This is a genomic window from Caballeronia sp. A2-2 (genome assembly GCF_057612605.2).
Map to the genome: position 1 here is coordinate 83,941 of NZ_CM173618.1, position 21,528 is coordinate 105,468.

Sequence of the window (21,528 nt, forward strand, 5' to 3'; positions counted from 1 at the left end):
GCTTATGCTCAATAAATTAAAAGCTCCCCCTGCGGCCAAGGTCCTTTCCAACCACAAGGGAGGTTCCCGCACTCATAAATTTTTACTAAATTTTCAAAAAAAAGTGGCCTAGGCAATTTTTCGATGTATGCATCCTCGATCAGAAAGTGAACGATATCCCAGCCGATGCACTGAGCAACTAACGTCTTATCGAATCCACTGAGTGAAGGAATAGTGTTGACAATCTGCTTTTCAAAGAATTCTCTTGCGTCTTTCGCTAACTTGTTCCAGCTTTGAAATGCTATGCCGTGTTTCTTTGCTAAAAAACCAGATATTTCATTCGATGCTCGAAGAGTTACATCTTCCCACTCGGATTCAACAATGAGTTTAGCGGCCTCCGACGCTTCCACGGAGAAAACTCTCGTTGAAGAGTAACCGCTTCCAACATCGTGAAACCACTTGATCGAGCTAACTCTCTTTATCGCAATATCAGAAATATTCATCACTTTACCTGATTTATTCGACCGGGAATTCTAGGGACATTCATTCCTCCCAGAGCACCATATCGGATGCGGTTTTTCATCGCGCATTTTAACGCTGCATTAACCTCACTTGGCGCTAGCGCGGCTGCTTCCATTGAGCGTTTTAAGGCTTGAGTGTATTGTAAATTTGTCGGAACCTGTCCATACAATGCACCACCCCGACGATATTGATTCCAAAATCCTTCAAGCGAGCGATGAGCCTCATAGTGCGCCGTCCCGGGTTGGGTGAATGCATTGCCTTCAAGCTTAATAGCAGCGCCTTCATTAGTGGGAATCAAATCGCGGAACGCTGCATCCTGATTCAAATGATGTGATTGCCCAGGGTTTGGATCGTTCTTCAAGTCTCCATGACGACCCAACATACAGGCCGAAAGTCCTAAGGGATCGACCCATAGGATAGGATTGGCGACATATTGGTAAAGATTCAGTCCACCCCAAAGCCCAATCGGGTCTTTGCTAACGAACCTCCCCGTCTGCGGATCATAATACCGATGTCGATTGTAATGCAGCCCCGTCTCATCATCCGCATACTGCCCTTGGAAGCGCAACGGATTGACGATCCCCGCCCGACGCGCCGCTTCACTGATGACTTCCTTCGCCGCGCCCCACGCCCGATACTGCGCACTCCACGCCATTTCCCCACGGCTATCCGTGATCTCCTGCGGTGTGCCCAGATGATCGCACTGGTAATACCCAATCTCCGCAAACGCTTGTGGTTCAGGCGCATCCACCCACAGCGGATCTCGGTCGATGTCGTATCGTCCCGCGTAGTCCGGTTGCGCGTGCAGCGTGATCGCGCCATCGCAAGTCGCCTGCGCCAGCGGCACGAAACTGCCCGGCTCATACACGTAATGCGTCGTGCGTCCCCGACCGCTTTCCCACGCAAGCGTATCGCCATCCCAGCCGTAGAGCGTCGCGCCTGAACTCGACGATTGCTTCAGGATGCGTCGTCCCAATGCATCGTAGAAGTATTCGACGTTCGCTTTCGCGCTACTCGAACGGGTCATCCGATCGAACAGATCCCAGCGATACTCCGTCTTCTCGCCCTGCTGCACCCGACGCGCGAGATTGCCGTGCGCATCGTATTCATAGTGCGTGCCGGCGTACGCTTTCAGCAGATTGTCGAGCAGCGCGGGCGAGCCCTGCACGCGGTTTGCATAGCCGAGCGTGCCGCGCACCGGATCGGCGGCAACGGGACGCGTATGCGTTTCATCGAGCAGATTGCCCGCAGGGTCGAAGGCGAACACTTCATGACCCAGCGTGCTGAGTGCGCCCAGCAATCGACCTACCGGGTCATAGCGATACTCGCTCGATCTTTTTTTGATTATGCAGTCTTATTGCAAGTCACCTCAAGTTGTCCAAGACAGCTTTAACACGTTCTGCTGCCTCAAAATTAATTCTGATCAACTCGTTAAAGGCCTCTTCTTCAATAGCATCAATTAAAACAGCAAAATCTTCGACCGAGATTTCCCGTTTCCATGTCCACAGAAAATCTAAATAAGCTTGAGAATTTAAGAGTTCGCTCACTGTTGTGGATACCGAATCGGGGACGTCGGATAAAACATCTTCAATAAACTGATCCCATTTCGTCTTCGAATTTTCCCAGATAGCGCCGATATCCCAATAGCTCAGTTCCTGCGTATGATCCAATGCATACTGTTCGTCCTGCAGACTAAAGACAATCTCAATTAGCTTATCGCTTAGCTCAATCGAGAATCCATCTGTATGAAGCCAGCGCAATCTTGCGGAAACGCTATAGACGGTGTGAACAGCAATATTTTCACTCTCATCTCGTTCTCCGGTCAACCGCTCGAAATGCTGAATTTTCGATAACACGCTGCCATTCAATCGCTCCCGATGCACGGCAGACCAAAAAAACTCCTTACTTTTTTGCTTGTTCTCTGGTGAGATTTCGCATCCAAGATAATAGTTTCGAGCGCCATCTAGGATGAAATGAACCGCCTCCCGAGCAATTTCTCTTACTTGGGACAAAGTTTTGGCTTTTTCCGTCGGAAAAAGCACGGATGAATAGCAATCAGTGCTTAACGCGAATATGACATTGTTGAAATTCATCATCGTCCGTCTGGCGAAGTTGGAATCTTTGCGTACGCAACATTTCGAATCGATTTAGGAATTCGATTAAATTGTGAACACCCGCCTTGGTCATAGGCATCTATGTCGCCTTTGAGCCCATTTTGCAGGTCTCCAGCGGCGTCAATATGTCCTTCGTACGATCCTTTACCCGCAAGCTGACCGTAGTTTTTCCTATCAGGTTTTTCAGGGGCATAATCGTAGAGCTTATAAGTATCTTCCTTTAAATGATCGATCCGTTCTTGTATCCCCCGACTGCCATTAACCTTTTTTTGGCCAATTGCCTTCAGGTATATCTTGGCTAAGAGTGCTTTGCACTGCGCTTGCGTAGGACATTTGCTTAATCCAAGCGGATCGACCCAAATGATCGGATTAGGTGCGTAGGCGTGCGCATTCAGGCCGCCTTTTAGGCCTATCGGATCTTTGCTAACGAACCGCCCCGTCTGCGGATCATAATACCGATGTCGGTTGTAATGCAGCCCCGTCTCATCATCTGCGTACTGCCCTTGAAAGCGCAGGGGATTGACGATCCCCGCCCGACGCGCCGCCTCACTGATGACTTCCTTCGCAGCGCCCCACGCCCGATACTGCGCACTCCACGCCATTTCCCCACGGCTAACTGCCCCGCCTCGTGGCGATAGCGCGTTTCACTGCCTGCGGCATCGGTGAAGCTCGTCAACCGGCCTCGTTCGTCGTAGCACCAGCGGCTCGTTTTGCCCGAGCAGTCGGTGTACGTGGCCAGTTGCCCGCTCGCGGTATAGACGAGCGCCTTGACGCCGCCCTTCGCATCGGTGATCTGCACCGGCAGACCTGCTGCATCGTTCTCGTACTGCGTGGTGTTGCCCAGCGGATCGGTCTCTTCGATCAGGTATCCCTTCTGATCGTAACCGCGCAGCCACAGGCCGGCCTCGGCATCGCGGATCTTGATCAGATTGTCGCGCTCGTCGTAAGCGAAGTGCACGGTTGTGCCATCAGCGCGTGTATGTGAAACCTGATTGCTCCGATCGTCGTACGTGTAATAGTCGGAACTGCCATCGACATGCAAATGACGCGTGACGTTCTTTGCCGCATCACGGAAGAACCACTCCGACAGCCCATCGGCGTGACGGATGCGATACGTGTAGCCGAGAATGTCGTAGTAGTACCAGGTCTCATTGCCGTGGGCGTCGGTGACGTATGTCAGGCGGATGTTCGGATCCCATTCGAGCGTGGTGTCGTAGCTGCCGTCGTCGGCCCATTCGCGTACTGCCTTCGCGGTGGGCTCCGTGCCGTTCCAGCGCAGGTTCATGCCGCGTGCGGTGCGATCTGTGTAGCGCGTGACCAGGTGATGATCGTAGGCGTACGTGCGCGTCGCCCCGTTCTCGTCGATTGCCTTAATCAGATCGCCAGCATCATCGTAGGTATAAGCAGCAAGCGGGCGCACCGGCTTGCCCTCTTCGATAAGCCACAGTTCGGTGATGCGGCCTGCATCATCCGTCGCGCTTTGCACGTGCGCATTGATCGTGTCGCCGTGACAGCTCATCAAATCTGAAGGCGTGAGCGCGTTGGCCTCGCCTTCGTGTTCATACGCAAGCGCCACCATCGCGCCATTGCGCAGCGCGATGTTGATCAGCCGAAAGTGGTTGCCGTGACGCTCGTAGGTTTCCTTGACATCGAAGCCATGCGCGACCGCGACGCTGTTCTCCGCCACCCGGACGAGCGTGACGTTCTCGATGGCATCGTAGTGAAACGCACCGACCTTCGGCAACGGCCAGTCATGCGTGCGACCATCGACCGCGTGATAGCGCAACGTCTCGGGCCGCGCACCATGCCGCACGATATCGAGTCGCGTGGTAAAGGCCGAAGTCCAGCGCGCGCCCAGCGGACCTGAATCGTAAGCAGCCAGATCGGAGCGATACATACGCTCCCAGTCAAGCGCGAAGAGACCCGGCAACAAGAAGTCGCCATGCGCGATACGCTCCGCACCCCGCGCGAAGCTGATGCTGTTAGAGGTGCCGTCCGGACAGTTCTTGCACCCACCGTCACCCGCGCATTGCGCCTCAAACCGCGTAGTCTCAACCGACCCCTGATCGTGGTTTTTCTTCGCATGACCGGTCTGATCAGTCGGCACATTCGCGTGTCGGCCCTTGCCGTGTTTCTTGCGATAGGCCTTGACGACGCCAAGCAAAATCGTCAGCAACTTCGCGATGGCACCGACTTTCGGGTCCGCCAACTCGGTCATGGCCTTGCGGCAAAGCGCGCCGAGCTTCCCGATATCAGCCTTGATGGCGGCGATCAACGTCGCGCGCTGCTCATCGCTCAACTGCCGGGCGCCCGCGTTCACGGCGGCCTGCGCCGTCGCTTCGTAAGCGTGAAACAGCGAAGCAATCCCCTTGCCGATGCTCTTGCCGGGATCGTGAACGAAGATCTCTACCGCTTCCCTGCTCTCCCGCGCGGACTGCTGTGCGGTGCCTGTCGCGTCGAGCGAACCCGTGGCGGCACTTTCCAAGCCGCGGGCGAGGTGATCCAGCAACTCGTCGAGAAATACGCCGGTATCCTTAAGAATCTCTTCCAGCCGGCTTTCGGCCTCCGCGAGAAATCGTTCGAGGTCGCCAATGATCGTGTCGTTCAGGTGATTGCCGAACAGCGCTACCAGCGAGTCGCCCAGCGTCGCCCTGGCATAGTCCTTCACCAGCGCCTTGCCCTGCGACACCAACTCGCTGCGCACCTCGGCCAGCATTGGACGCAGGCTCGCGCGCATCGCGGTGAAGGCGGGCGGTACTGGAATCAAGCCGATGCCGTCGATGCCGATGAACACATAGTCCAGCACATCGATCGGGATGTTCTTCTGCTGCTTGTCGTAGAGTTCTTTGAGATCCAGCGCCACCGACACCAGCGCGATGACATTGCCCACCACGGGCAATCCGCCCGCGACACTCTCGAGGCGCTCCAGCGACACGACCCCGTTCGTGATCCTTTGCAGCCACTGATCGAAGTGCTGCGCGGCGACCTTGATGTCCTCGAGGTCGATTGTGTTGAGGGGTTTGATTGCGGACTGCGACGGACGATTTTTAGCTTCTTGTTCTGCGGGTATTGCCATTTCGGGTCAGTGCTTGATGCGGTGATTCGAGGTAACGAGTGAGGCGGTAAAAAGCCGGCCGGATTATAGGGGCCGACCGCATCGAATCGATACCGGCACTGCACAATATGACCAATTGGGAAGAGTCAGTCAGATAAAGCCGGTGGCGTCTAAATTTGACGTTTAGCGTTAGTATCTTCACAAACCATCGTCACAATCCTCCCACCCCACACCCCAAACCCCCTCCCAATACGGGTTAAATGTTATTGACGCATCATTTTCATGATGCGAAGATCACAACATAGCGCGCGACCCGATTCGCGCAAACATAAGAAATTCGTCCATCCGACGAAGGAGACATCAGGATGAGTGAGCCGGTTGCGGGCGCGGCCGCTTCACCGCTCCGTGCGCCGTTGATCCGCGTGGCGGGCGTCACCAAACGCTTCGGTGGCGTGCAGGCGCTGCGCGGCGTGAATCTGGAAGTGCTGCCGGGCGAAGTGCATGCGTTGCTCGGCGAAAACGGCGCGGGCAAGTCCACGCTCATCAAGATTCTCAGCGGCGTTCATACGCACGACGAAGGTTCGATCGAAATCGCCGGTCAGAAGGTCGCGTTCGAATCGCCCGCGAAGTCGCGCGAAGCGGGCGTGGCCGTCGTTTATCAGGATTTGAGTCTGGTCGAATCGCTCTCGGTGGGCGCGAATCTCATGCTCGGGCGCGAACCGCGCACGCGTCTGGGTTTCGTGAAGCAACGCGAACTCATGGCGCAGGTCGGCGCGTTTTTGCGCGAGCACAATATTCCGCTCGACCCGCGCGCGCCCGTGGATTCGCTCCCCTTCGCCTATCGGCAGATGACCGAAATCTGCAAGGCGCTGATGGGCGACGTGCGCGTGCTGATCCTCGACGAACCCACGTCCGCGCTGACCGCAGGCGAAGAACAGATTCTTTTCGATGCCGTTCGCACCGTCACGGCGCGCGGTGTCGGCGTGATCTATGTGACGCATCGGCTCAACGAGGTGTTCCGCATCTCGCAGCGCGTGACCGTGTTCCGCGATGGCGCGAACGCAGGCCATTTCGCCACCGCCGACACCGACATGAAGCAACTGGTCGCGGCCATCGTCGGCCCGCGCCATGCGGCGATGCAGGCGCGGCAAGACAGCGCACCGCATGCCACGGCACCAATCGTGAGCACTAAGCCCGTGTTGAAGCTCTCGAACGTGAGCAACACGCGTCTGCATGGCGTGAATCTCGCGGTGCATCCCGGCGAAGTGCATGGTCTCGCGGGACTCATCGGCAGCGGCCGCACGGAGATTCTCCAGACTATCTTCGGCCTCCTGCCGATCGATGCGGGCGCCATCGAACTCGAAGGCAAGCCGCTCGCCGCGCGCCTTCCCGCCGATGCCATCGCGCGCGGCATCGCGCTCGTGCCGGAAGACCGCCATGTGCAGGGGCTTGTGCTCGATCACTCGATCGAACGCAATCTGACCTTGCCGCGCCTGCCGCAATTCTCGCGCGGCGGCTGGCTGCGCGCGCAGGCGGCAGCGCTTCAGGCGCGCACCGCGATGAAACAACTCGCCGTGAAAGCGCCCGATGCATCGACCCATGTGAAGTTTCTCTCCGGCGGCAATCAGCAGAAAGTGGTGTTCGCCAAGTGGAACCATCCGCGCCCGAAAGTGCTGTTGCTCGATGAACCGACCGTCGGCGTGGATGTCGGCGCGCGCGAGGAAATCTACGGCGTGGTGCGCGATGCCGCCCACGCGGGCACCGGCGTGATCGTGGTGTCGTCGGATCTGGACGAATTGCTGCGGCTGTGCGATCGCGTGTCCATCGTGGTGGATGGCGTCATCGCGCAGACAATCGAGCGCGCGATGCTTCGCAATGCCGAGGAATTGCATCATCTCATTCAACTCCCCCGTTCCATCGAAGAGCCTGCGACATGAACGAGTCAGTTTCGCCTTTGCCCGCCGAACAACAAAGCGCCCCGCGTCATGGACGCGCGTGGCGCGTGGCGCGGCTTCTCTTGCAGGGCGACCGCCCGTACATGCTGTATATCGCGTTCGCCATTCTGCTGGTGGTGTTCAGTTTCGCGTCGCCGTGGTTTCTCTCCATCGACAATTTCCTGAATATCGGGCGGCAGACGGCGTTGGTGTCGATTATCGCCATTGGCATGACGTTCGTCATCATTGCGCGGCAGATCGATCTCTCGGTCGGCTCGACGCTCGCGCTCTCGGGCATGTCGGCGGCGCTCGCCATGTCGCATATCGGCGATAGCTGGATGATCGGCGCGGTCGCGGGCATCGGCACCGGTGCGATTGTGGGCGCGATCAATGGCTTCGTCACGACGCGGCTGAACATTCCGTCGTTTCTCGTCACGCTCGGCAGTTTGAGCGCGGCGCGCGGGCTTGCATTGATGGTGACCACGACGCGGCCCGAGATCATCACGAATGACCGCTTCATCGCGATCTTCGGCGAAGGCGATATCGCAGGCGTGCCGGTGCCGATCATCTGGACGCTGCTCGCGGTGATCGGCGGCATTCTGCTGCTGCATTACAGCGTGTTCGGGCGGCAAATCTATGCGGCGGGCGGCAACCCTACCGCCGCGCTTTATTCCGGCATCAACATTCGCCGCGTGACGACGCTTGCCTTCGTGCTGACGGGCACGCTTGCCGGACTCGCCGCGCTCGTGCTCTCCGCGCGTTCGCATGCGGCACGGCCCGATGTCGTGCAAGGCATGGAACTCGATGTGATCGCGTCCGTCACGCTCGGCGGATGCAGTCTGTTCGGCGGACGCGGCTTCATCCTCGGGACGCTGCTCGGAAGTTTAATCATCGGAATCCTGAATAACGGGCTGGTGCTGCTCGGCGTGAGTTCGTCGCTGCAACTGGTCATCAAGGGCATCATCATCGTGGCGGCGGTGGCGTTCACGCGCAAATAACCCATGAACTGCTGGAGACGCAGTAAAACAAAACCAACGGAGGAAGACATGAACGATCGTCGTGGATCAGGAGCGAAGCTGGCGGGTGTCGCCGCATTGAGCGCGCTGGCGCTGTGCTGTTCGCAGGCCTTCGCGCAGTCGTGCGAAAAGTTGCAGGCGTCGTCGATCGGGCCGGCGGGCATCGTCGGGCAAGGGCCGAACGGCGAAAAAGCAGCATCCGTCGATGCCGTCAAGCTCACCGATGCCGAAGCCGCCAAGATCAAGTCCAGCAAGTTCAAGGTCGGCATTTCGATGCAGACGATGAACCTCGACTGGTCGCAGCTTCAGGTGCAGGGCATCACGGATACGCTCAAGAAATACGGCGTGGAAGTGATCGGCACGGCATCCGCCGAATATCAGGTGGACAAGCAGATCGCGGACATCGAGAACACCATTCAGCGCCATCCGGACGGCATCATTTCGATTCCGGTCGATGGCACGGCCACCGCCGCGACGTACAAGAAAGTCTCGCAGGCGGGCATCAAGCTCGTGTTCATGGACAACGTGCCGACCGGTCTCAAGCATCCCGAACAATATGCGGCCATGGTCTCTGCCGACAGCGAAGGCAATGGCCAGATCGCGGCCAAAGTGCTCGCGTCGTGCGTGGCGAAGGGCGGCACGGTCGGGCTGGTGAACTTCGGCGTGGATTATTTCAGCACGACGGAGCGTACCAAGGCTGTGAACGACTGGCTCAAGAAGAATCGGCCGGATATCAAGATCAAGCAGGTTGCGTTCACGGACCCGTCGAAGGTCGGTCAGATCGCGGGCGACTTTTTGACGGCCAATCCCGATGTGAAGGGCGTGTTCGCGGTGTGGGATCAGCCCGCGCTCGACACGCTCACGTCGATGCGCGCGCAAGGCATCAACACGCCGGTGACGACGGTCGATCTCGGGCTGGAATCGGCAATCGAAATCGCCAAGGGCGGACCGCTCAAGGCGACCGGTTCGCAACGGCCTTACGATCAGGGCGTGGCCGAAGCCATGGCGATGATGAAGGCGCTGCTCGGACAAACGCCGCCTGCGTGGATCGGCGTGCAGTCCTTGCCGGTGCTTCAGTCGAACGTGCTCGAATCGTACAAGACGGTGTTCAAGAAAGACCCGCCGCCGCAACTCGCGGATGCCTGCAAGAAGGCGGCGCCGGCTTGCGGTTGATGCTCGAAGTCAATACCGCATGAAAAGCGAGGTCCGCGCGGACCTCGTTTTTAATTCAGGCCGCTTTTCCGCCGATAGCCTGCTCCTGACCGATCCAGATTTGACTATCCGGAAACCAGAACGCATCGGGACGCGGCGGCACGGCCAGCGTGACCGGCAATTCAGGATTGAAAATCTTCGACCATGCGGACAGGTACGACGGCATCTTCACCAGATAACCGCAGTTCGCGAGCAACAAGCTGGACACCAGCGCTTCACGCCCGATTTCAAGGCCCGGATAGCCGCTGAAATGCACGGGCCGGTCGCCATCCGCAAGCAGCTTTGCAGGAGCGACGCTCACCGGTCGCGTGAACGGCCAAGCCAGAAAGAATTCGATGAACGCCTTCTCATCGCTCGACACGAAGATATCGGTCAGATGCGGATTGATCGCGAGCGTCTGCTCGACCAGACGACAGAACTCGGGCCACGGCAAGGTTTCCGCTTCGATCTTCTTGTCGGTGCCACGGTAATGCACGCCCAGCGTCGTCTTGCTGACCTTGAGCCGCGCACACGTTGATTCGACTTCCTCAAGAATCGCGGCAGTCGGGCGATAGTACGAGTTGAAGAGTTCGCTCGCGCTGTGCAGGCGAAGTCCCGCTTCGTAGCGCTGACGAAACCCGAGCTGAACCAGATCGCGCACCGTGGACGTTCTTACTCTGCGGGGCAATCGCGTTGCTGCCATTGGCCGGACGCTTTCGAAGAACGCCGAGAACCAGTCGATCTTGCCTTCGGCATCGCCATACAACCCGCCGCGCGCTGAGATTTGCGGCGTCAAGTGCTTCTCCTCGCAATGCATGAGGATAAAGAGCACCATCTGCATGACGGAGAAAAACCCTGAGTTCTCCCGAATCTCGATGGCGAACACGCTGCGGTTCAATCGCTGTCGCGCATGCACCGACAAGCGGACCGGCGTGGCAAGCGAGTGCTTGAATCCTTCGCTGCGCCGGAAGCGTCTGACGCGATCGACCACCTTTCGCAGCATGGGCGTCCCCGATTGGAATTAGGTGTTTTGAATGTTCCAGAGTCGACTACAGAACAGTGACCCGAGGGTAGCATCGCACGCACAGTTGCGGAGCATGTCGCGGCGGGCGTTTGTGGGGTATCCCACGTGAGGGTGGCAAATATTACTGTCGGCTCGAACGTGTGTTCACTTGAAGAATGTTGATCGCTCGATGGGTTTCATTCGCAAACGATTGCCCTGGATACGGAGACAAGCATGAACGATGAGCAGATTCGAGAAGCTTTAACGAACACTGGCGTGCGTCGGCAGCGGGCGATCTTGAAGCGGAACACGCTATTTATCATGACGACGTACTCTGCGATTACCCGCAATCGGGTGAACGGATCCGTGGGCGAAGTAATTTGCAGGCGTTGCGGGGGCATCATCCTGATAGGCCTTCGGGGTTCGATGTGAAGCGGATTCAGGGAACGCGCGATCTTTGGGTGACTGAATATTTGATTACCTACGGGCTGCAATCGGCGCTTACGGTGAGCATCATGGAGTTCCGCGACGGGAAGGTTGCGCGCGAGACGCAGTACTTTTCGACTCCGTTCGATGCGCCGGAATGGCGGAGGAAATGGACCGAGAGGATGGCGTGACAGATAGTGTTTGTTTTTGCTGCCGTTGGCGAGTTGGGTTTGTTGTTCTTTCGTACAAAGGGCTGCTGGTTTTTGGGCTTTTATTGCAGTAGCCGCCTCCCCGGCGGGGGGGTAACTTTCTTTGCTGCTGCAAAGAAAGTCACCAAAGAAAGCAGCTTTTTACCCCATGCACGATGGCTGGAGAGCGTGGTCTGGATTAACCGAAACAGTGGCCGCAATAGGACTTGCCACGCATAACAGCCGCTTAGGCAACCTTGCGATTTCGCGCCCGAATCCTTTGGTGTTAGTGGTCCGCATTCATTCTTTCGGCCATGCGCTACGCGCGCCGAGAGCTTTAGAACGGAACCCCGCAGCGTATCAGCGCCCAGCCACATCACACGGTATCGCACCTCTCCCATTGGGCCCAACCTTGGTAAGCGCTTCTGAGCAAAGCTCGCACCCCAACGCAAATCACCCTTTGTTGGAGCACTAACCAAGGTAGGACCGAATAGCAATCTTGCGGAGAAGCGTGATATGGCTGGGCGCTGATACGTTGCGGGATTCCGTTCTAAAGTTCTCGGCGCGCGCAGCGCATGGCCGAAAGAATGACGGCGATCCACTAAGCGTTGATTGCTCGGGCGTGCAATCGCCAGGTTGCCTAAGCGGCAAGTTATGCGTGGCAAGTCCTATTGCGGCCACTGTATCGTTAATTCAGGCCACACTTTCCAGCCAGCGTGCATGGGGTAAAAAGCTGCTTTCTTTGGTGACTTTCTTTGCAGCAGCAAAGAAAGTTACCCCCCCGCCGGGGAGGCGGCTACTGAATAAAAAGCACGAACAACAGCAGCCCTTTGCACGCAATAAAAAACAGCCCGAGCATCACCTAATACACCTGAAGCTTTTAACCCCGCACACCAAATTCCACTTCCTGCGCCGTCCAACCCTTCACCCGATCACTAAGACTCAACCCAAGCCCAGGCCGCGTCGGCACCATCATGCGGCCGTTCTTCGTCTCCAAACGCTCATTAAACAGCGGCTCCAGCCATTCAAAATGCTCCACCCACGGTTCCCGCGAATAGCAAGCCGCAAGATGCACATGCAATTCCATCGCGAAATGCGGCGCAAGCATAAGGCCCGCGTGATCGGCAAGCGTCGCCACCTTAAGAAACGGCGTGATGCCACCAACCCGCGGCGCATCCGGCATCAGATAGTCCGCAGCGCGCAGCCTGATGAAGTCCCAATGCTCCGCCACGCTCGTGAGCATTTCGCCGGTCGCGATCGGCGTATCGAACTGCGCGGCGAGCGCGGCGTGACCTTCCGCATCGTAGCAATCGAGCGGCTCCTCGATCCAGATCAGATTGAATTGCTCGAAAGTGCGGCACATGCGCTGCGCGGTCGGACGGTCCCATTGCTGGTTCGCATCGACCATGAGCGGGAAGGCATCGCCGAGATGCTTGCGCACGGTCTGCACGCGATGGATGTCCAACGCGCAATCCGGCTGCCCCACCTTCAGCTTGATGCCGCCGATGCCCTTCTCGCGCGACGCATCGGTATTGACGAGCAGTTGATCCAGCGGCGTATGCAGGAAGCCACCCGACGTGTTGTAGCAGCGCACGGAATCGCGATGCGCGCCGAGCAGCTTGGCAAGCGACAGATTCGCGCGCTTGGCCTTCATGTCCCACAGCGCGACGTCGAATGCGCCGATGGCCTGCGCCGCCATCCCGCTGCGCCCCACCGATGCACCCGCCCAAGCCAGTTTGTCCCACAGACGCGCGATATCGCTCGGGTCCTCGCCGATCAGGACCGGCGCGATTTCCTTCGCATGCGCGAACTGGCCCGGACCGCCCGCGCGCTTGGAATAGCTGAAGCCGAGGCCGCGATGGCCGTCCGCCGTTTCGATCTCCACGAACAGGATGGCGATCTCGGTCATCGGTTTCTGACGGCCGGTAAGCACCTTGGCGTCGCTGATCGGATTGGCGAGCGGCAGGAAGGTGGACGCCACGCGGATCCACTTGATTTGATCGTTGACGGGCGTCGGAGCGAGAGCATGGATGGCGTTCATAAGGCTTTTCCTTTCGAGGCGTTGATTCGATGATAGCGCAATCATTGGGTCGATATGATTGCGCTATCATCGTGGTTTACACCGAGGCGACGGAACGCCGCGTCCTTCATGGTCTAATGCCCGATGAGATGCACGGAACCCATCATCCATGACGAAAAAGAACGAACGAACCGCCGCCGCGCAACCGATGGGCATGAGCGAAAGCGTCACGTTGATCGATGTCGCGCGCGTCGCCGGCGTCGCGCCGATGACCGTTTCCCGCGTGCTGAATCGTCCCGAACTGGTCAAGAGCGACACGCAGCGCAAGGTGCTCGATGCCGTGCGCGCGACCGGCTACGTGCCGAATCTGCTGGCCGGAAGTCTTGCGAGCAACAAGAGCCGGCTGATCGCGATTCTGCTGCCGACCATCGCCAATTCGATCTTCTCGGATACCGTGCAGGCGTTGATGGACGGCGTGACCTCATCGGGCTATCAGACCTTGCTCGGGCTTACCGGCTATTCGCGCGAGCAGGAAGAGGCGCTGGTCGAAGCCATTCTCGGCCGTCGTCCGGACGGCATCGTGCTGGCGGGCACGAGTCATAGCGATGCCACCATCGAGCGGCTCACCAAGGCGCGCATTCCGGTCGTCGAGATATGGGATTTGACCGACGAGCCGATCGATATCGTGATCGGTTTCTCACACGAGGAAGTGGGCCGCGAGGTCGCGCGGCATCTGCTTGGCAAGGGTTATGAGCGCTTCGGCATCGTGTCGGTCGATGATCCACGCGGCTTGCGGCGTTGCGAGAGTTTCAAAGCCGAAGTGGCGAAGCATCGCGCGGCGCGCACGGCGTTCGAAGTATTGCCCGCGCCCGCGACCTTCAAGGCCGGACGCGAAGGACTCAGCCGTTTGCTTGCCTCGGGCGATGCGCCGCAAATCGTCGTATGCAGTTCGGACACGCTCGCTCAAGGCGTGCTCGCCGAAGCCGCGAGCCGCGGCCTTCAGGTGCCGCGCGATCTCGCCGTGATGGGCTTCGGCGATCTCAGTTCCGCCGCGCATGTGTTTCCGGCGCTTTCGACGGTGCGTGTGGATGGCGCCAAGATCGGCACCGAAGCGGCGCGGGCGCTGCTTGCGCGCTTCAGTGCGAAACCGGATGCGCTCCGGGGGACTGTGCGTATCGATACGGGGTTCAGCATTATCGAACGCGAGAGTACGTGAAGTTTAGGCGGCAGCGCTCGAGCTGAGGTTTTGTTGTTCTTTCGTGCAAAGGGCTTCTCTTGTTTGTGTTGTTTATTCAGTAGCCGCCTCCCCGGCGGGGGGGTAACTTTCTTTGCTGCTGCAAAGAAAGTCACCAAAGAAAGCAGCTTTTTACCCCATGCACGATGGCTGGAGAGGGTTGGTCTGGATTAACCGATGCAGTGGCCGCAATAGGACTTGCCACGCATAACTTGCCGCGTAGGCAACCTGGCGAATACGCGCTCCAAAAATAAACCCTCAGTGGCCCGCATTCATTCTTTCGGCCATGCGCTTCGCGCGCCGAGAACTTGAGAACGGAATCCCGCAGCCTATCAGCGCCCAGCCACATCACACCTCACCGCTATGTCGTTATTCGGCCCTACCTTGGTAAGCGCTTCTGGGCAAAGCACGCACACCAACGCAATTCACCTTTTAGTCGGAGCACTAACCAAGGTAGGACCGAATAACAATCTTGCGGAGAAGCGTGATGTGGCTACGCTTATAGACTGCGGGATTCCGTTCTTAAGCTCTCGGCGCGCGTAGCGCATGGCCGATTGAATGAATGCGGTCCACTGCGTTTAGAAGATTCGAGCGCGCAATCGCGAGGTTGCCTAAGCGGCAAGTTATGCGTGGGACATCCTAACGCGGCCACTGTATCGGTTAATCCAGACCAACCCTCTCCAGCCATCGTGCATGGGGTAAAAAGCTGCTTTCTTTGGTAACTTTCTTTGCAGCAGCAAAGAAAGTTACCCCCCCGCCGGGGAGGCGGCTACTGCATTAAAAACACAACAAACAGCAGCCCCTTGCACGACAACCAAAAACACCACCCCTCAACCCAAAAAACAGCGAACGCGACACCTCACCCGCTGTCTCACAGATCAAGCATCAGCAAATACACATCAACCGTCAGCGACCAAACGCCTCCGTATCCACCTTACGCCCAAGCAAAAACGCATCCGCGACGATCTGCAGCGGCCGCACATCCACATCCTGCTGCTTCGCCGCGATGAGTTCATGGAAGCGCTCATACAGCGCCGGATACTCCCGCTCCACACCGATTTCGACCTCACGCCCCGCGATGCTCAACCGCTTGCCGCCTTCGCGAATTTCGAGCCGTCCACCATCGGTATCGACATCGATGGCCCACTCCTCAACCGGCCCATGACGCCAGTCGAATTCCGCGCGCACCGGTGCGCCGTTGGTATCGACGCAATCGAGTTCGGCGGCTATAGGCGTGGCAGTATCGCTCGGCGTGATGAGATTGGCCGCGCGCAACGCAATCTCACTCGGCAGGATGCGCGTGACGATGGACAGCGCGTTGATGCCCGGATCGAACACGCCGAGCCCGCCCGGTTCCCAGATCCATTGCTGCCCCGGATGCCAGCGCCGCACGTCTTCCTTCCAGCGCACTTCCACCGAACGCACCGCGCCCGCCTGCGGCGACGCCAGCCATTCGCGCGCCGGTTCCACCGCGCTTGCCGCGCGCGAATGCCACGACGCATACAAGGTCACGCCACGCGCGCGCGCAATATCGCGCAACGCTTCGACTTCGCTCACGCTCGCGCCGGGCGGCTTTTCCAGCATGACGTGCTTGCCCGCATGCAGCGCGGCCAGTGCTTGCGCGAAACGCACCTGCGGCGGCGCGCATAACGAAACCGCATCGATATCCGGCTCCGCCGCCAGCAAGGATTCGATGTCCGGATAATTGCGCACGCCCTCGACGCTCGCATTGCGGCTCGCGCACGCGACGAGTTCGAAGCCATGTCCATTTTCGATGGCGGGCAAATGCTGATCGCGCGCGATCTTGCCGATGCCGACCATCGCCAACTTGAAAACAGAGGTCATGAAAATCCCGCTATGTGGTGAAGATGCAATGAGGTTCAGCGCACAAGAGCGTAGCATGACTCGCCGATGTTTTTAGCCCTTGTTTCAAGGCTTATTCGCCGTTCGTCAGCGCTTCGATAATGGCATGCGCCGCATCCACGCGCTCGCTGTTCGGGTAGTTCCGGTTCGCCAGCATCACGATTCCCACATGCTGCGCAGGCACGAACACGATGTACGTTCCGAAGCCGTTCGTCGAACCTGTCTTGTTGATCCACACATCGTCGCGCGGCGCTTGGGGCGGGTCTATTCGCGTGACCGCCATGCCATCGACGATCATGCGCGGCGAGTTGCCTTCCTGAAGCGCTTCGAGCTTCACGGGCCACGGGTATTGTTCCCAGATGAGGTCTTGCGTCATGGGTCCGGCCTGAAAGTAACCGGTGTGCGTGGCCGTCACCGCGCGCTGCCATTGCGGCGCGATTCCCTGCACGAGATTCATGTTGATTTGCATGAAGCGCGTCATGTCGGCGGCCGACGCTTTCACGCCATACGCTTGCGACGCGAGTTCGGCGCGCTTCATGCGGATGGGTGCATCGTCCTTGGTATAGCCTTGCGCGTAATCCTTCGCACGTGAAGCAGGGATATCGATGAAGCTGTTCTTCAGGCCGAGCGCGGGAAACAAGCTGAGTTGCATAAGCGAGTCGAAATCGCGATGCAAACTTTTAGCCGCGATCAATCCCAGGGTGCCGATGGTCGGGTTCGCATACGTGCGATACGTGCCCGGCGCATGCGCGGGTTGCCATGCCCTGAACCACGTCATGAGTTGCGCGTCGTTGTGAATCTCGTCGGGCACTTGCAGCGGCATGCCGCCGGGCGTGTGCGTGCCGAGATTCAGAAGCGTGACGTCATCGCCGAATTTGCTGCCGCGCAGTTCGGGCAAGTATTGGCTCACGGGATCGGACAAGGACAGCGCGCCGCGTTCCTGCGCATAAGCCGTGAGCGTGGCAGTGAATGTCTTGCTGACCGAGCCGAGTTCGAAGAGCGTGTTGCCATCGACCGGCCGCTTCGGCTTGATAGAAGCCAAGCCGTAATTAAACACGTACGCGTGGCCCTGCACGATCACGCCGACCGCCATGCCGTGAATATTGTTCTTCGCCATCAAAGGTTCGATCGTTCGATCGACTGTGCGCTTGATGTCATCGCGCGAGAGATCGGCGGCCAGCGCCGCATTCGATAAAGACACACACAACATGGCGTTGACCACGAGACGCAAAGCGCCGAGCTTCATGTTCGATTCCTTCCCTGATGCAATGAATGAGTTGGGCTTGAAATTCTAATGGCTTGAGATGTATCGCCCGCCGAGTCCGCACTATCGGCGCACGCGCGCAAAAGCACAATCGAGGATAATTTGCCTCAGGGTCAAGAAAATCTAATGCTCTCCTTTCAACCTGAATGCGCCCTCACCTTCCGCTAAACGCATTGCGCGCCTTCGAAGCGTCCGCGCGGCATTTGAGCTTCACGCGCGCGGCGCACGAACTCAACGTGACGCAAGCCGCCGTCAGTCAGCAAGTGCGCGCGCTCGAAGAACGGCTCGGCGCGACGCTGTTTCGCAGGCTTCCGCGCGGTCTCGCCGTGACCGACGAAGGCCGCGCGCTGCTGCCCGTTTTGAGCGATGCATTCAACCGAATCGAAGGTGTGCTGAAGCAATTCGAAGGCGGGCATTTTCATGAAGTGCTGACGATCGGCGTCGTCGGCACGTTTGCCGTGGGTTGGCTGATGCCGCGTCTAAAGGCATTCCGGCAGACGCATCCGTTCGTCGAACTGAGACTGCTCACGCATAACAATCTGGTCGATCTTGCGTCGGAAGGACTGGACTTCGCCATTCGCTTCGGCACCGGCAACTGGCCGATGACGCACAACACGCGTCTGCTCGATGCCCCGCTCGCCGTGCTCGCCGCGCCCGAACTCGCGCGGCGTCTGCGCACGCCCGCCGATCTCACGCATGAAGTGCTGCTGCGTTCGTATCGCGCAGACGATTGGACCGACTGGTTCGCCGCCGCCGCGCTCGAACCGTGGACGCTCAATGGTCCCGTGTTCGATTCCTCGCGCCTGATGGTGGAAGCCGCCGTGCAGGGCGCGGGCGTGGCGCTCGCGCCGCCGTCCATGTTCGAGCGGGAATTGCAGGCGGGTCTGCTCGCACGCGCGTTCGATATCGAGGTGGCCAACGGAAGCTACTGGCTCATCTGGCTGCGCTCGCGCAAGCCGTCGCCGGGCATGCGCGCGTTCGAGCAATGGATCGTCGCGGAAGCAGAACGAGCGGTATGAAGATTGGCGAGCGGCCTGCTGCGCAAAAGCGACACTCCGCACATTCGATAGCATGCTAACGAATAAACGTCATTTTTTATGGCTATAATCGCGGCCCATGAGTCATCTCGATATTCTCCGCCGCTCTGTCAGCAGCACGCTCGTGCTCGCCGCGCGCCGCTGGCGTCGCACGAGTCACGGCGTGCTGGCGTCCTATGGCGTGTCGGAAGCGTGCGCGGTGCCGCTGCTCACGGCGAATCGCCTGGGCGAGAGCGTGCGTCAGGTCACGCTGGCGGAACATGTTGGCATCGAAGGGCCGTCGCTGGTGCGGCTGCTGGATCAGTTGTGCGCGGCGGGCCTTGTGCGGCGCGACGAAGACCCGGAAGACCGCCGCGCCAACACCATCACGCTGACCGATGAAGGCCGCGCCGTCACCGCGCGCATGGAAGAACGACTCGTCACGCTGCGCGCGCGGCTGCTCAAGGGCGTGAGCCGCGCGGACCTCGAAACCACGCTGCGCGTGCTGGACGCGTTCAACGCGTCGCTGGATGCGAGAACCATCGACGACACACCCGCGAAGGGCCGCGCGCAGAAGCCATGACCTTTCCATCCGCCCGCGAGTGGCTGTTCTCCGCGAAGACCTTCGCGGCCGCGATGATCGCGCTGTACATCGGCCTCTTTCTGCAATTGCCGCGTCCTTATTGGGCGATGGCGACGGTCTATATCGTCTCGAATCCGTTCGTCGGGGCGACGCGTTCCAAGGCGCTGTATCGCGCGCTCGGCACCATGATCGGCGCGGCGGGCGCGGTGCTGATCGTGCCGCCGTTCGTGGAATCGCCGTATCTGTTCAGCACGGTCGTCGCTTTATGGACCGGCTCGCTGCTCTATCTGTCGATGTTCGACCGCAGCGCGCGCAGCTATGTCTTTCTGCTCGCGGGCTACACGTTGCCGTTGATCGCGCTGCCGACCGTGTTCGCGCCCGCCACGGTATTCGATACCGCCATCTCGCGCACGGAAGAAATCCTGCTCGGCATCACGGTGGCAAGCATCGTCGGCTCGACGGTGTTTCCGAGCCGCCTTGCGCCCACGCTCATCGAACGAACGGACGCATGGTTCCGCGACGCCGCGTTCTACGCGAGCGAAACGCTGTCCGGCCGTCTCTCAGGCGCGAAGATTTCGGCGGCACGGCAACGGCTCGCGGCCACCGTCAACGGGCTGGAACTGATCGTGAGCCAGTTGACCTACGATCACACGCAGCCTGTCACGATCCGCCGCATGCGCTTCATGAAGGGGCGCATGCAAATCTTTCTGCCACTGATTTCGTCGATGGCCGATCCATTGGTGGAACTGATCGGCGAACGCGGCGTGCATCCGCCGGGTTTGGAAGCGTTGCTCGCCGATGTCGCCAAATGGGTCGCGCAGCCCGTGCCAAAACCCAATGAACCCGACGACGACCGCCCGCCCGAAGCGCTGCGCGAACGCATCCTGGCCATGCGCCCGAGCGCCGAAGAACTCGCCACGCTGAACGGCGCGCTGCTCTCCAACGCGCTGTGGCGGCTCGCGCAAGTGGTGGACGTGTGGCAGGACATCCGCTCGTTGCGCTCGGCTATTTTGCAAGGCAGCAGCGAATGGCGCGCGCATTTCAGACATTGGCGGCTCGGCGGCACCGAGCGCTTTTTCGATCGCGGCCTGATGCTGTTCAGCACGGGCGTCGCGGTAAGCGCGATCATCGTTGCGTGCGGCATCTGGATCGAATCAGGCTGGAACGATGGCGCGGGCGCGGTCACGCTGGCGGCCGTCGCATGCTGCTTCTTCGCCGCGCTCGACGACCCCGCGCCGCAAGTGTTCAAGTTTTTTCTCTCGACGTGTCTGAGCGTGGTGCTCGCCGGTCTCTACGTGTTCGCGGTGTTACCGCACGTGCACGACTTCGCCATGCTCGTGATCATTTTCGCGGTGCCGTTTCTCATCATCGGCACGCTGATTCCGCGCCCGCAATTCAATCTCGTGACGATGCTCGTCGCCGTCAACACCGCGACGTTCATCAGCATTCAAAGCGCTTACGAGGCGGATTTCTTCGTGTTCCTGAACAGTAATCTGGCGGGCGTGGCGGGCCTGTTGTTCGCGTTCGTCTGGACGCAGACCACGCGGCCGTTCGGCGCGGATCTGGCCGTCGCGCGGCTCACGCGGTCGGCGTGGCGCGATATCGTCGTATGCGCATCGCCGGGGGCGGTCGAAGATCAGCGCAATCTCTATTCGCGCATGCTCGACCGGCTGATGCAACTCCTGCCGCGTCTGGCCGCGACGGATTCGCAGAAGCATCCGTCGATCGAAAGTTTTCGCGATTTCCGCGTGGCGCTCAATGCGCTGGATTTGCAACGCGCGCATCGCAAATTGCCCGACGATGTGCAGACCGCCATCGAAGACGTGCTGCGCGGCGTGCGTCAATACTTTCAATATTGCATCGATTCGCGCACGCGTCAGTCGGTGCCGAGCGAACTCATTCATAGCATCGATTCCGCGGCTTCTCGCGTGACCACGCGCAATATTGCGGATGCCGAAGCATCGACCGCGCCCCGCATGGCGCTCGGCGAAAAGTCATTACGCGACACGCTGCATGCGCTCACCGGCATGCGCCTGTCGCTGCATCCGCCCGCCGATGAAATCCGCGCCGATTCACGCGGCGGCGCACCGCGCGAGGAACCGGCGTGATGACGCTGCATC

General features: G+C 59.2%; 15 protein-coding genes and 2 pseudogenes. 8 read left to right on the forward strand and 9 right to left on the reverse strand.

Going from position 1 to position 21,528, the window contains the following annotated elements; genetic code table 11:
- Positions 1-8 precede the first annotated feature (8 nt).
- From ACZCWR_RS24010 to ACZCWR_RS24030, 5 genes and pseudogenes are all read right to left on the reverse strand, one after another.
- A complete protein-coding gene (locus ACZCWR_RS24010; RefSeq protein WP_487305548.1) occupies positions 9-482 on the reverse strand; it encodes a hypothetical protein in 474 nt (157 codons plus the stop codon).
- Positions 482-1,801: an RHS repeat-associated core domain-containing protein gene (locus tag ACZCWR_RS24015; protein WP_487305549.1), complete on the reverse strand. Its 1,320-nt coding sequence runs from the start codon at positions 1,799-1,801 to the stop codon at positions 482-484. Before ACZCWR_RS24015 ends, ACZCWR_RS24010 begins: the two co-directional genes overlap by 1 nt.
- 64 nt (positions 1,802-1,865) lie before the next feature.
- The gene (locus ACZCWR_RS24020) at positions 1,866-2,597 is read right to left on the reverse strand and encodes a hypothetical protein (RefSeq protein WP_487305550.1); all 732 of its coding nucleotides are present in this window, start codon (positions 2,595-2,597) and stop codon (positions 1,866-1,868) included.
- A gap of 338 nt (positions 2,598-2,935) precedes the next feature.
- Positions 2,936-3,223, reverse strand: a pseudogene (locus tag ACZCWR_RS24025) (RHS repeat-associated core domain-containing protein); the annotation flags it as partial.
- A 134-nt stretch (positions 3,224-3,357) separates the two neighbouring features.
- Positions 3,358-5,691: pseudogene (locus tag ACZCWR_RS24030) on the reverse strand (DUF6531 domain-containing protein); the annotation flags it as partial.
- 344 nt (positions 5,692-6,035) lie between these two features.
- Between ACZCWR_RS24030 and ACZCWR_RS24035 the strand changes: the two are divergent.
- Genes ACZCWR_RS24035 through ACZCWR_RS24045 form a run of 3 tightly spaced genes read left to right on the forward strand, consistent with a single transcriptional unit; the run spans position 6,036 to position 9,793 of the window.
- Complete coding sequence (locus ACZCWR_RS24035; protein WP_487305552.1) at positions 6,036-7,607, forward strand: sugar ABC transporter ATP-binding protein; 1,572 nt, start codon at positions 6,036-6,038, stop codon at positions 7,605-7,607.
- The gene (locus ACZCWR_RS24040; protein ID WP_487305553.1) at positions 7,604-8,602 is read left to right on the forward strand and encodes an ABC transporter permease; all 999 of its coding nucleotides are present in this window, start codon (positions 7,604-7,606) and stop codon (positions 8,600-8,602) included. The genes ACZCWR_RS24035 and ACZCWR_RS24040 overlap by 4 nt, the downstream gene beginning before the upstream one ends.
- Before the next feature lie 48 nt (positions 8,603-8,650).
- The gene (locus ACZCWR_RS24045) at positions 8,651-9,793 is read left to right on the forward strand and encodes a substrate-binding domain-containing protein (protein ID WP_487305554.1); all 1,143 of its coding nucleotides are present in this window, start codon (positions 8,651-8,653) and stop codon (positions 9,791-9,793) included.
- Positions 9,794-9,848: 55 nt separating this feature from the next.
- Here ACZCWR_RS24045 and ACZCWR_RS24050 read toward each other — a convergent pair whose 3' ends face one another.
- Positions 9,849-10,814 carry an O-fucosyltransferase family protein gene (locus tag ACZCWR_RS24050; protein ID WP_487305555.1) on the reverse strand — a complete coding sequence of 322 codons (966 nt, stop codon included), beginning with the start codon at positions 10,812-10,814 and terminating at the stop codon, positions 9,849-9,851.
- A gap of 314 nt (positions 10,815-11,128) precedes the next feature.
- On the opposite strand from ACZCWR_RS24050, the gene ACZCWR_RS24055 reads away from it, so the two are divergent.
- The gene (locus ACZCWR_RS24055) at positions 11,129-11,431 is read left to right on the forward strand and encodes a nuclear transport factor 2 family protein (protein WP_487306131.1); all 303 of its coding nucleotides are present in this window, start codon (positions 11,129-11,131) and stop codon (positions 11,429-11,431) included.
- Between the two features lie 877 nt (positions 11,432-12,308).
- On the opposite strand, the gene ACZCWR_RS24060 is transcribed toward ACZCWR_RS24055, so the two are convergent.
- Positions 12,309-13,469, reverse strand: a complete 1,161-nt coding sequence (locus tag ACZCWR_RS24060; RefSeq protein WP_487305556.1) for an L-talarate/galactarate dehydratase — start codon at positions 13,467-13,469, stop codon at positions 12,309-12,311.
- A 148-nt stretch (positions 13,470-13,617) separates the two neighbouring features.
- On the opposite strand from ACZCWR_RS24060, the gene ACZCWR_RS24065 reads away from it, so the two are divergent.
- On the forward strand, positions 13,618-14,664 hold the full coding sequence (locus ACZCWR_RS24065) for a LacI family DNA-binding transcriptional regulator (protein WP_487305557.1): 1,047 nt from the start codon (positions 13,618-13,620) through the stop codon (positions 14,662-14,664).
- A gap of 924 nt (positions 14,665-15,588) precedes the next feature.
- On the opposite strand, the gene ACZCWR_RS24070 is transcribed toward ACZCWR_RS24065, so the two are convergent.
- Positions 15,589-16,527 (reverse strand): Gfo/Idh/MocA family protein, encoded by a 939-nt coding sequence (locus ACZCWR_RS24070; RefSeq protein ID WP_487305558.1) that lies wholly within the window; start codon positions 16,525-16,527, stop codon positions 15,589-15,591.
- A gap of 91 nt (positions 16,528-16,618) precedes the next feature.
- Complete coding sequence (ampC, locus tag ACZCWR_RS24075; RefSeq protein WP_487305559.1) at positions 16,619-17,791, reverse strand: class C beta-lactamase; 1,173 nt, start codon at positions 17,789-17,791, stop codon at positions 16,619-16,621.
- Between the two features lie 164 nt (positions 17,792-17,955).
- On the opposite strand from ampC, the gene gcvA reads away from it, so the two are divergent.
- The 3 genes from gcvA to ACZCWR_RS24090 all read left to right on the forward strand — a co-directional run bounded on the left by gcvA (position 17,956) and on the right by ACZCWR_RS24090 (position 21,516).
- Complete coding sequence (gene gcvA, locus ACZCWR_RS24080; RefSeq protein ID WP_487305560.1) at positions 17,956-18,828, forward strand: transcriptional regulator GcvA; 873 nt, start codon at positions 17,956-17,958, stop codon at positions 18,826-18,828.
- Between the two features lie 97 nt (positions 18,829-18,925).
- Positions 18,926-19,408: a MarR family winged helix-turn-helix transcriptional regulator gene (locus ACZCWR_RS24085; protein WP_487305561.1), complete on the forward strand. Its 483-nt coding sequence runs from the start codon at positions 18,926-18,928 to the stop codon at positions 19,406-19,408.
- Positions 19,405-21,516 carry an FUSC family protein gene (locus ACZCWR_RS24090; protein ID WP_487305562.1) on the forward strand — a complete coding sequence of 704 codons (2,112 nt, stop codon included), beginning with the start codon at positions 19,405-19,407 and terminating at the stop codon, positions 21,514-21,516. The genes ACZCWR_RS24085 and ACZCWR_RS24090 overlap by 4 nt, the downstream gene beginning before the upstream one ends.
- The last annotated feature ends 12 nt before the right edge of the window (positions 21,517-21,528 follow it).

Bases quoted from the DNA above. Each gene is read 5' to 3' on its own strand.
- ACZCWR_RS24010 (WP_487305548.1), bottom strand. From the start codon at position 482: ATGAATATTTCTGATATTGCGATAAAGAGAGTTAGCTCGATCAAGTGG.
- ACZCWR_RS24020 (WP_487305550.1), bottom strand. From the start codon at position 2,597: ATGATGAATTTCAACAATGTCATATTCGCGTTAAGCACTGATTGCTAT.
- ACZCWR_RS24035 (WP_487305552.1), top strand. From the start codon at position 6,036: ATGAGTGAGCCGGTTGCGGGCGCGGCCGCTTCACCGCTCCGTGCGCCG.
- ACZCWR_RS24040 (WP_487305553.1), top strand. From the start codon at position 7,604: ATGAACGAGTCAGTTTCGCCTTTGCCCGCCGAACAACAAAGCGCCCCG.
- ACZCWR_RS24045 (WP_487305554.1), top strand. From the start codon at position 8,651: ATGAACGATCGTCGTGGATCAGGAGCGAAGCTGGCGGGTGTCGCCGCA.
- ACZCWR_RS24050 (WP_487305555.1), bottom strand. From the start codon at position 10,814: ATGCTGCGAAAGGTGGTCGATCGCGTCAGACGCTTCCGGCGCAGCGAA.
- ACZCWR_RS24060 (WP_487305556.1), bottom strand. From the start codon at position 13,469: ATGAACGCCATCCATGCTCTCGCTCCGACGCCCGTCAACGATCAAATC.
- ACZCWR_RS24065 (WP_487305557.1), top strand. From the start codon at position 13,618: ATGACGAAAAAGAACGAACGAACCGCCGCCGCGCAACCGATGGGCATG.
- ACZCWR_RS24070 (WP_487305558.1), bottom strand. From the start codon at position 16,527: ATGACCTCTGTTTTCAAGTTGGCGATGGTCGGCATCGGCAAGATCGCG.
- ampC (WP_487305559.1), bottom strand. From the start codon at position 17,791: ATGAAGCTCGGCGCTTTGCGTCTCGTGGTCAACGCCATGTTGTGTGTG.
- gcvA (WP_487305560.1), top strand. From the start codon at position 17,956: ATGCGCCCTCACCTTCCGCTAAACGCATTGCGCGCCTTCGAAGCGTCC.
- ACZCWR_RS24085 (WP_487305561.1), top strand. From the start codon at position 18,926: ATGAGTCATCTCGATATTCTCCGCCGCTCTGTCAGCAGCACGCTCGTG.
- ACZCWR_RS24090 (WP_487305562.1), top strand. From the start codon at position 19,405: ATGACCTTTCCATCCGCCCGCGAGTGGCTGTTCTCCGCGAAGACCTTC.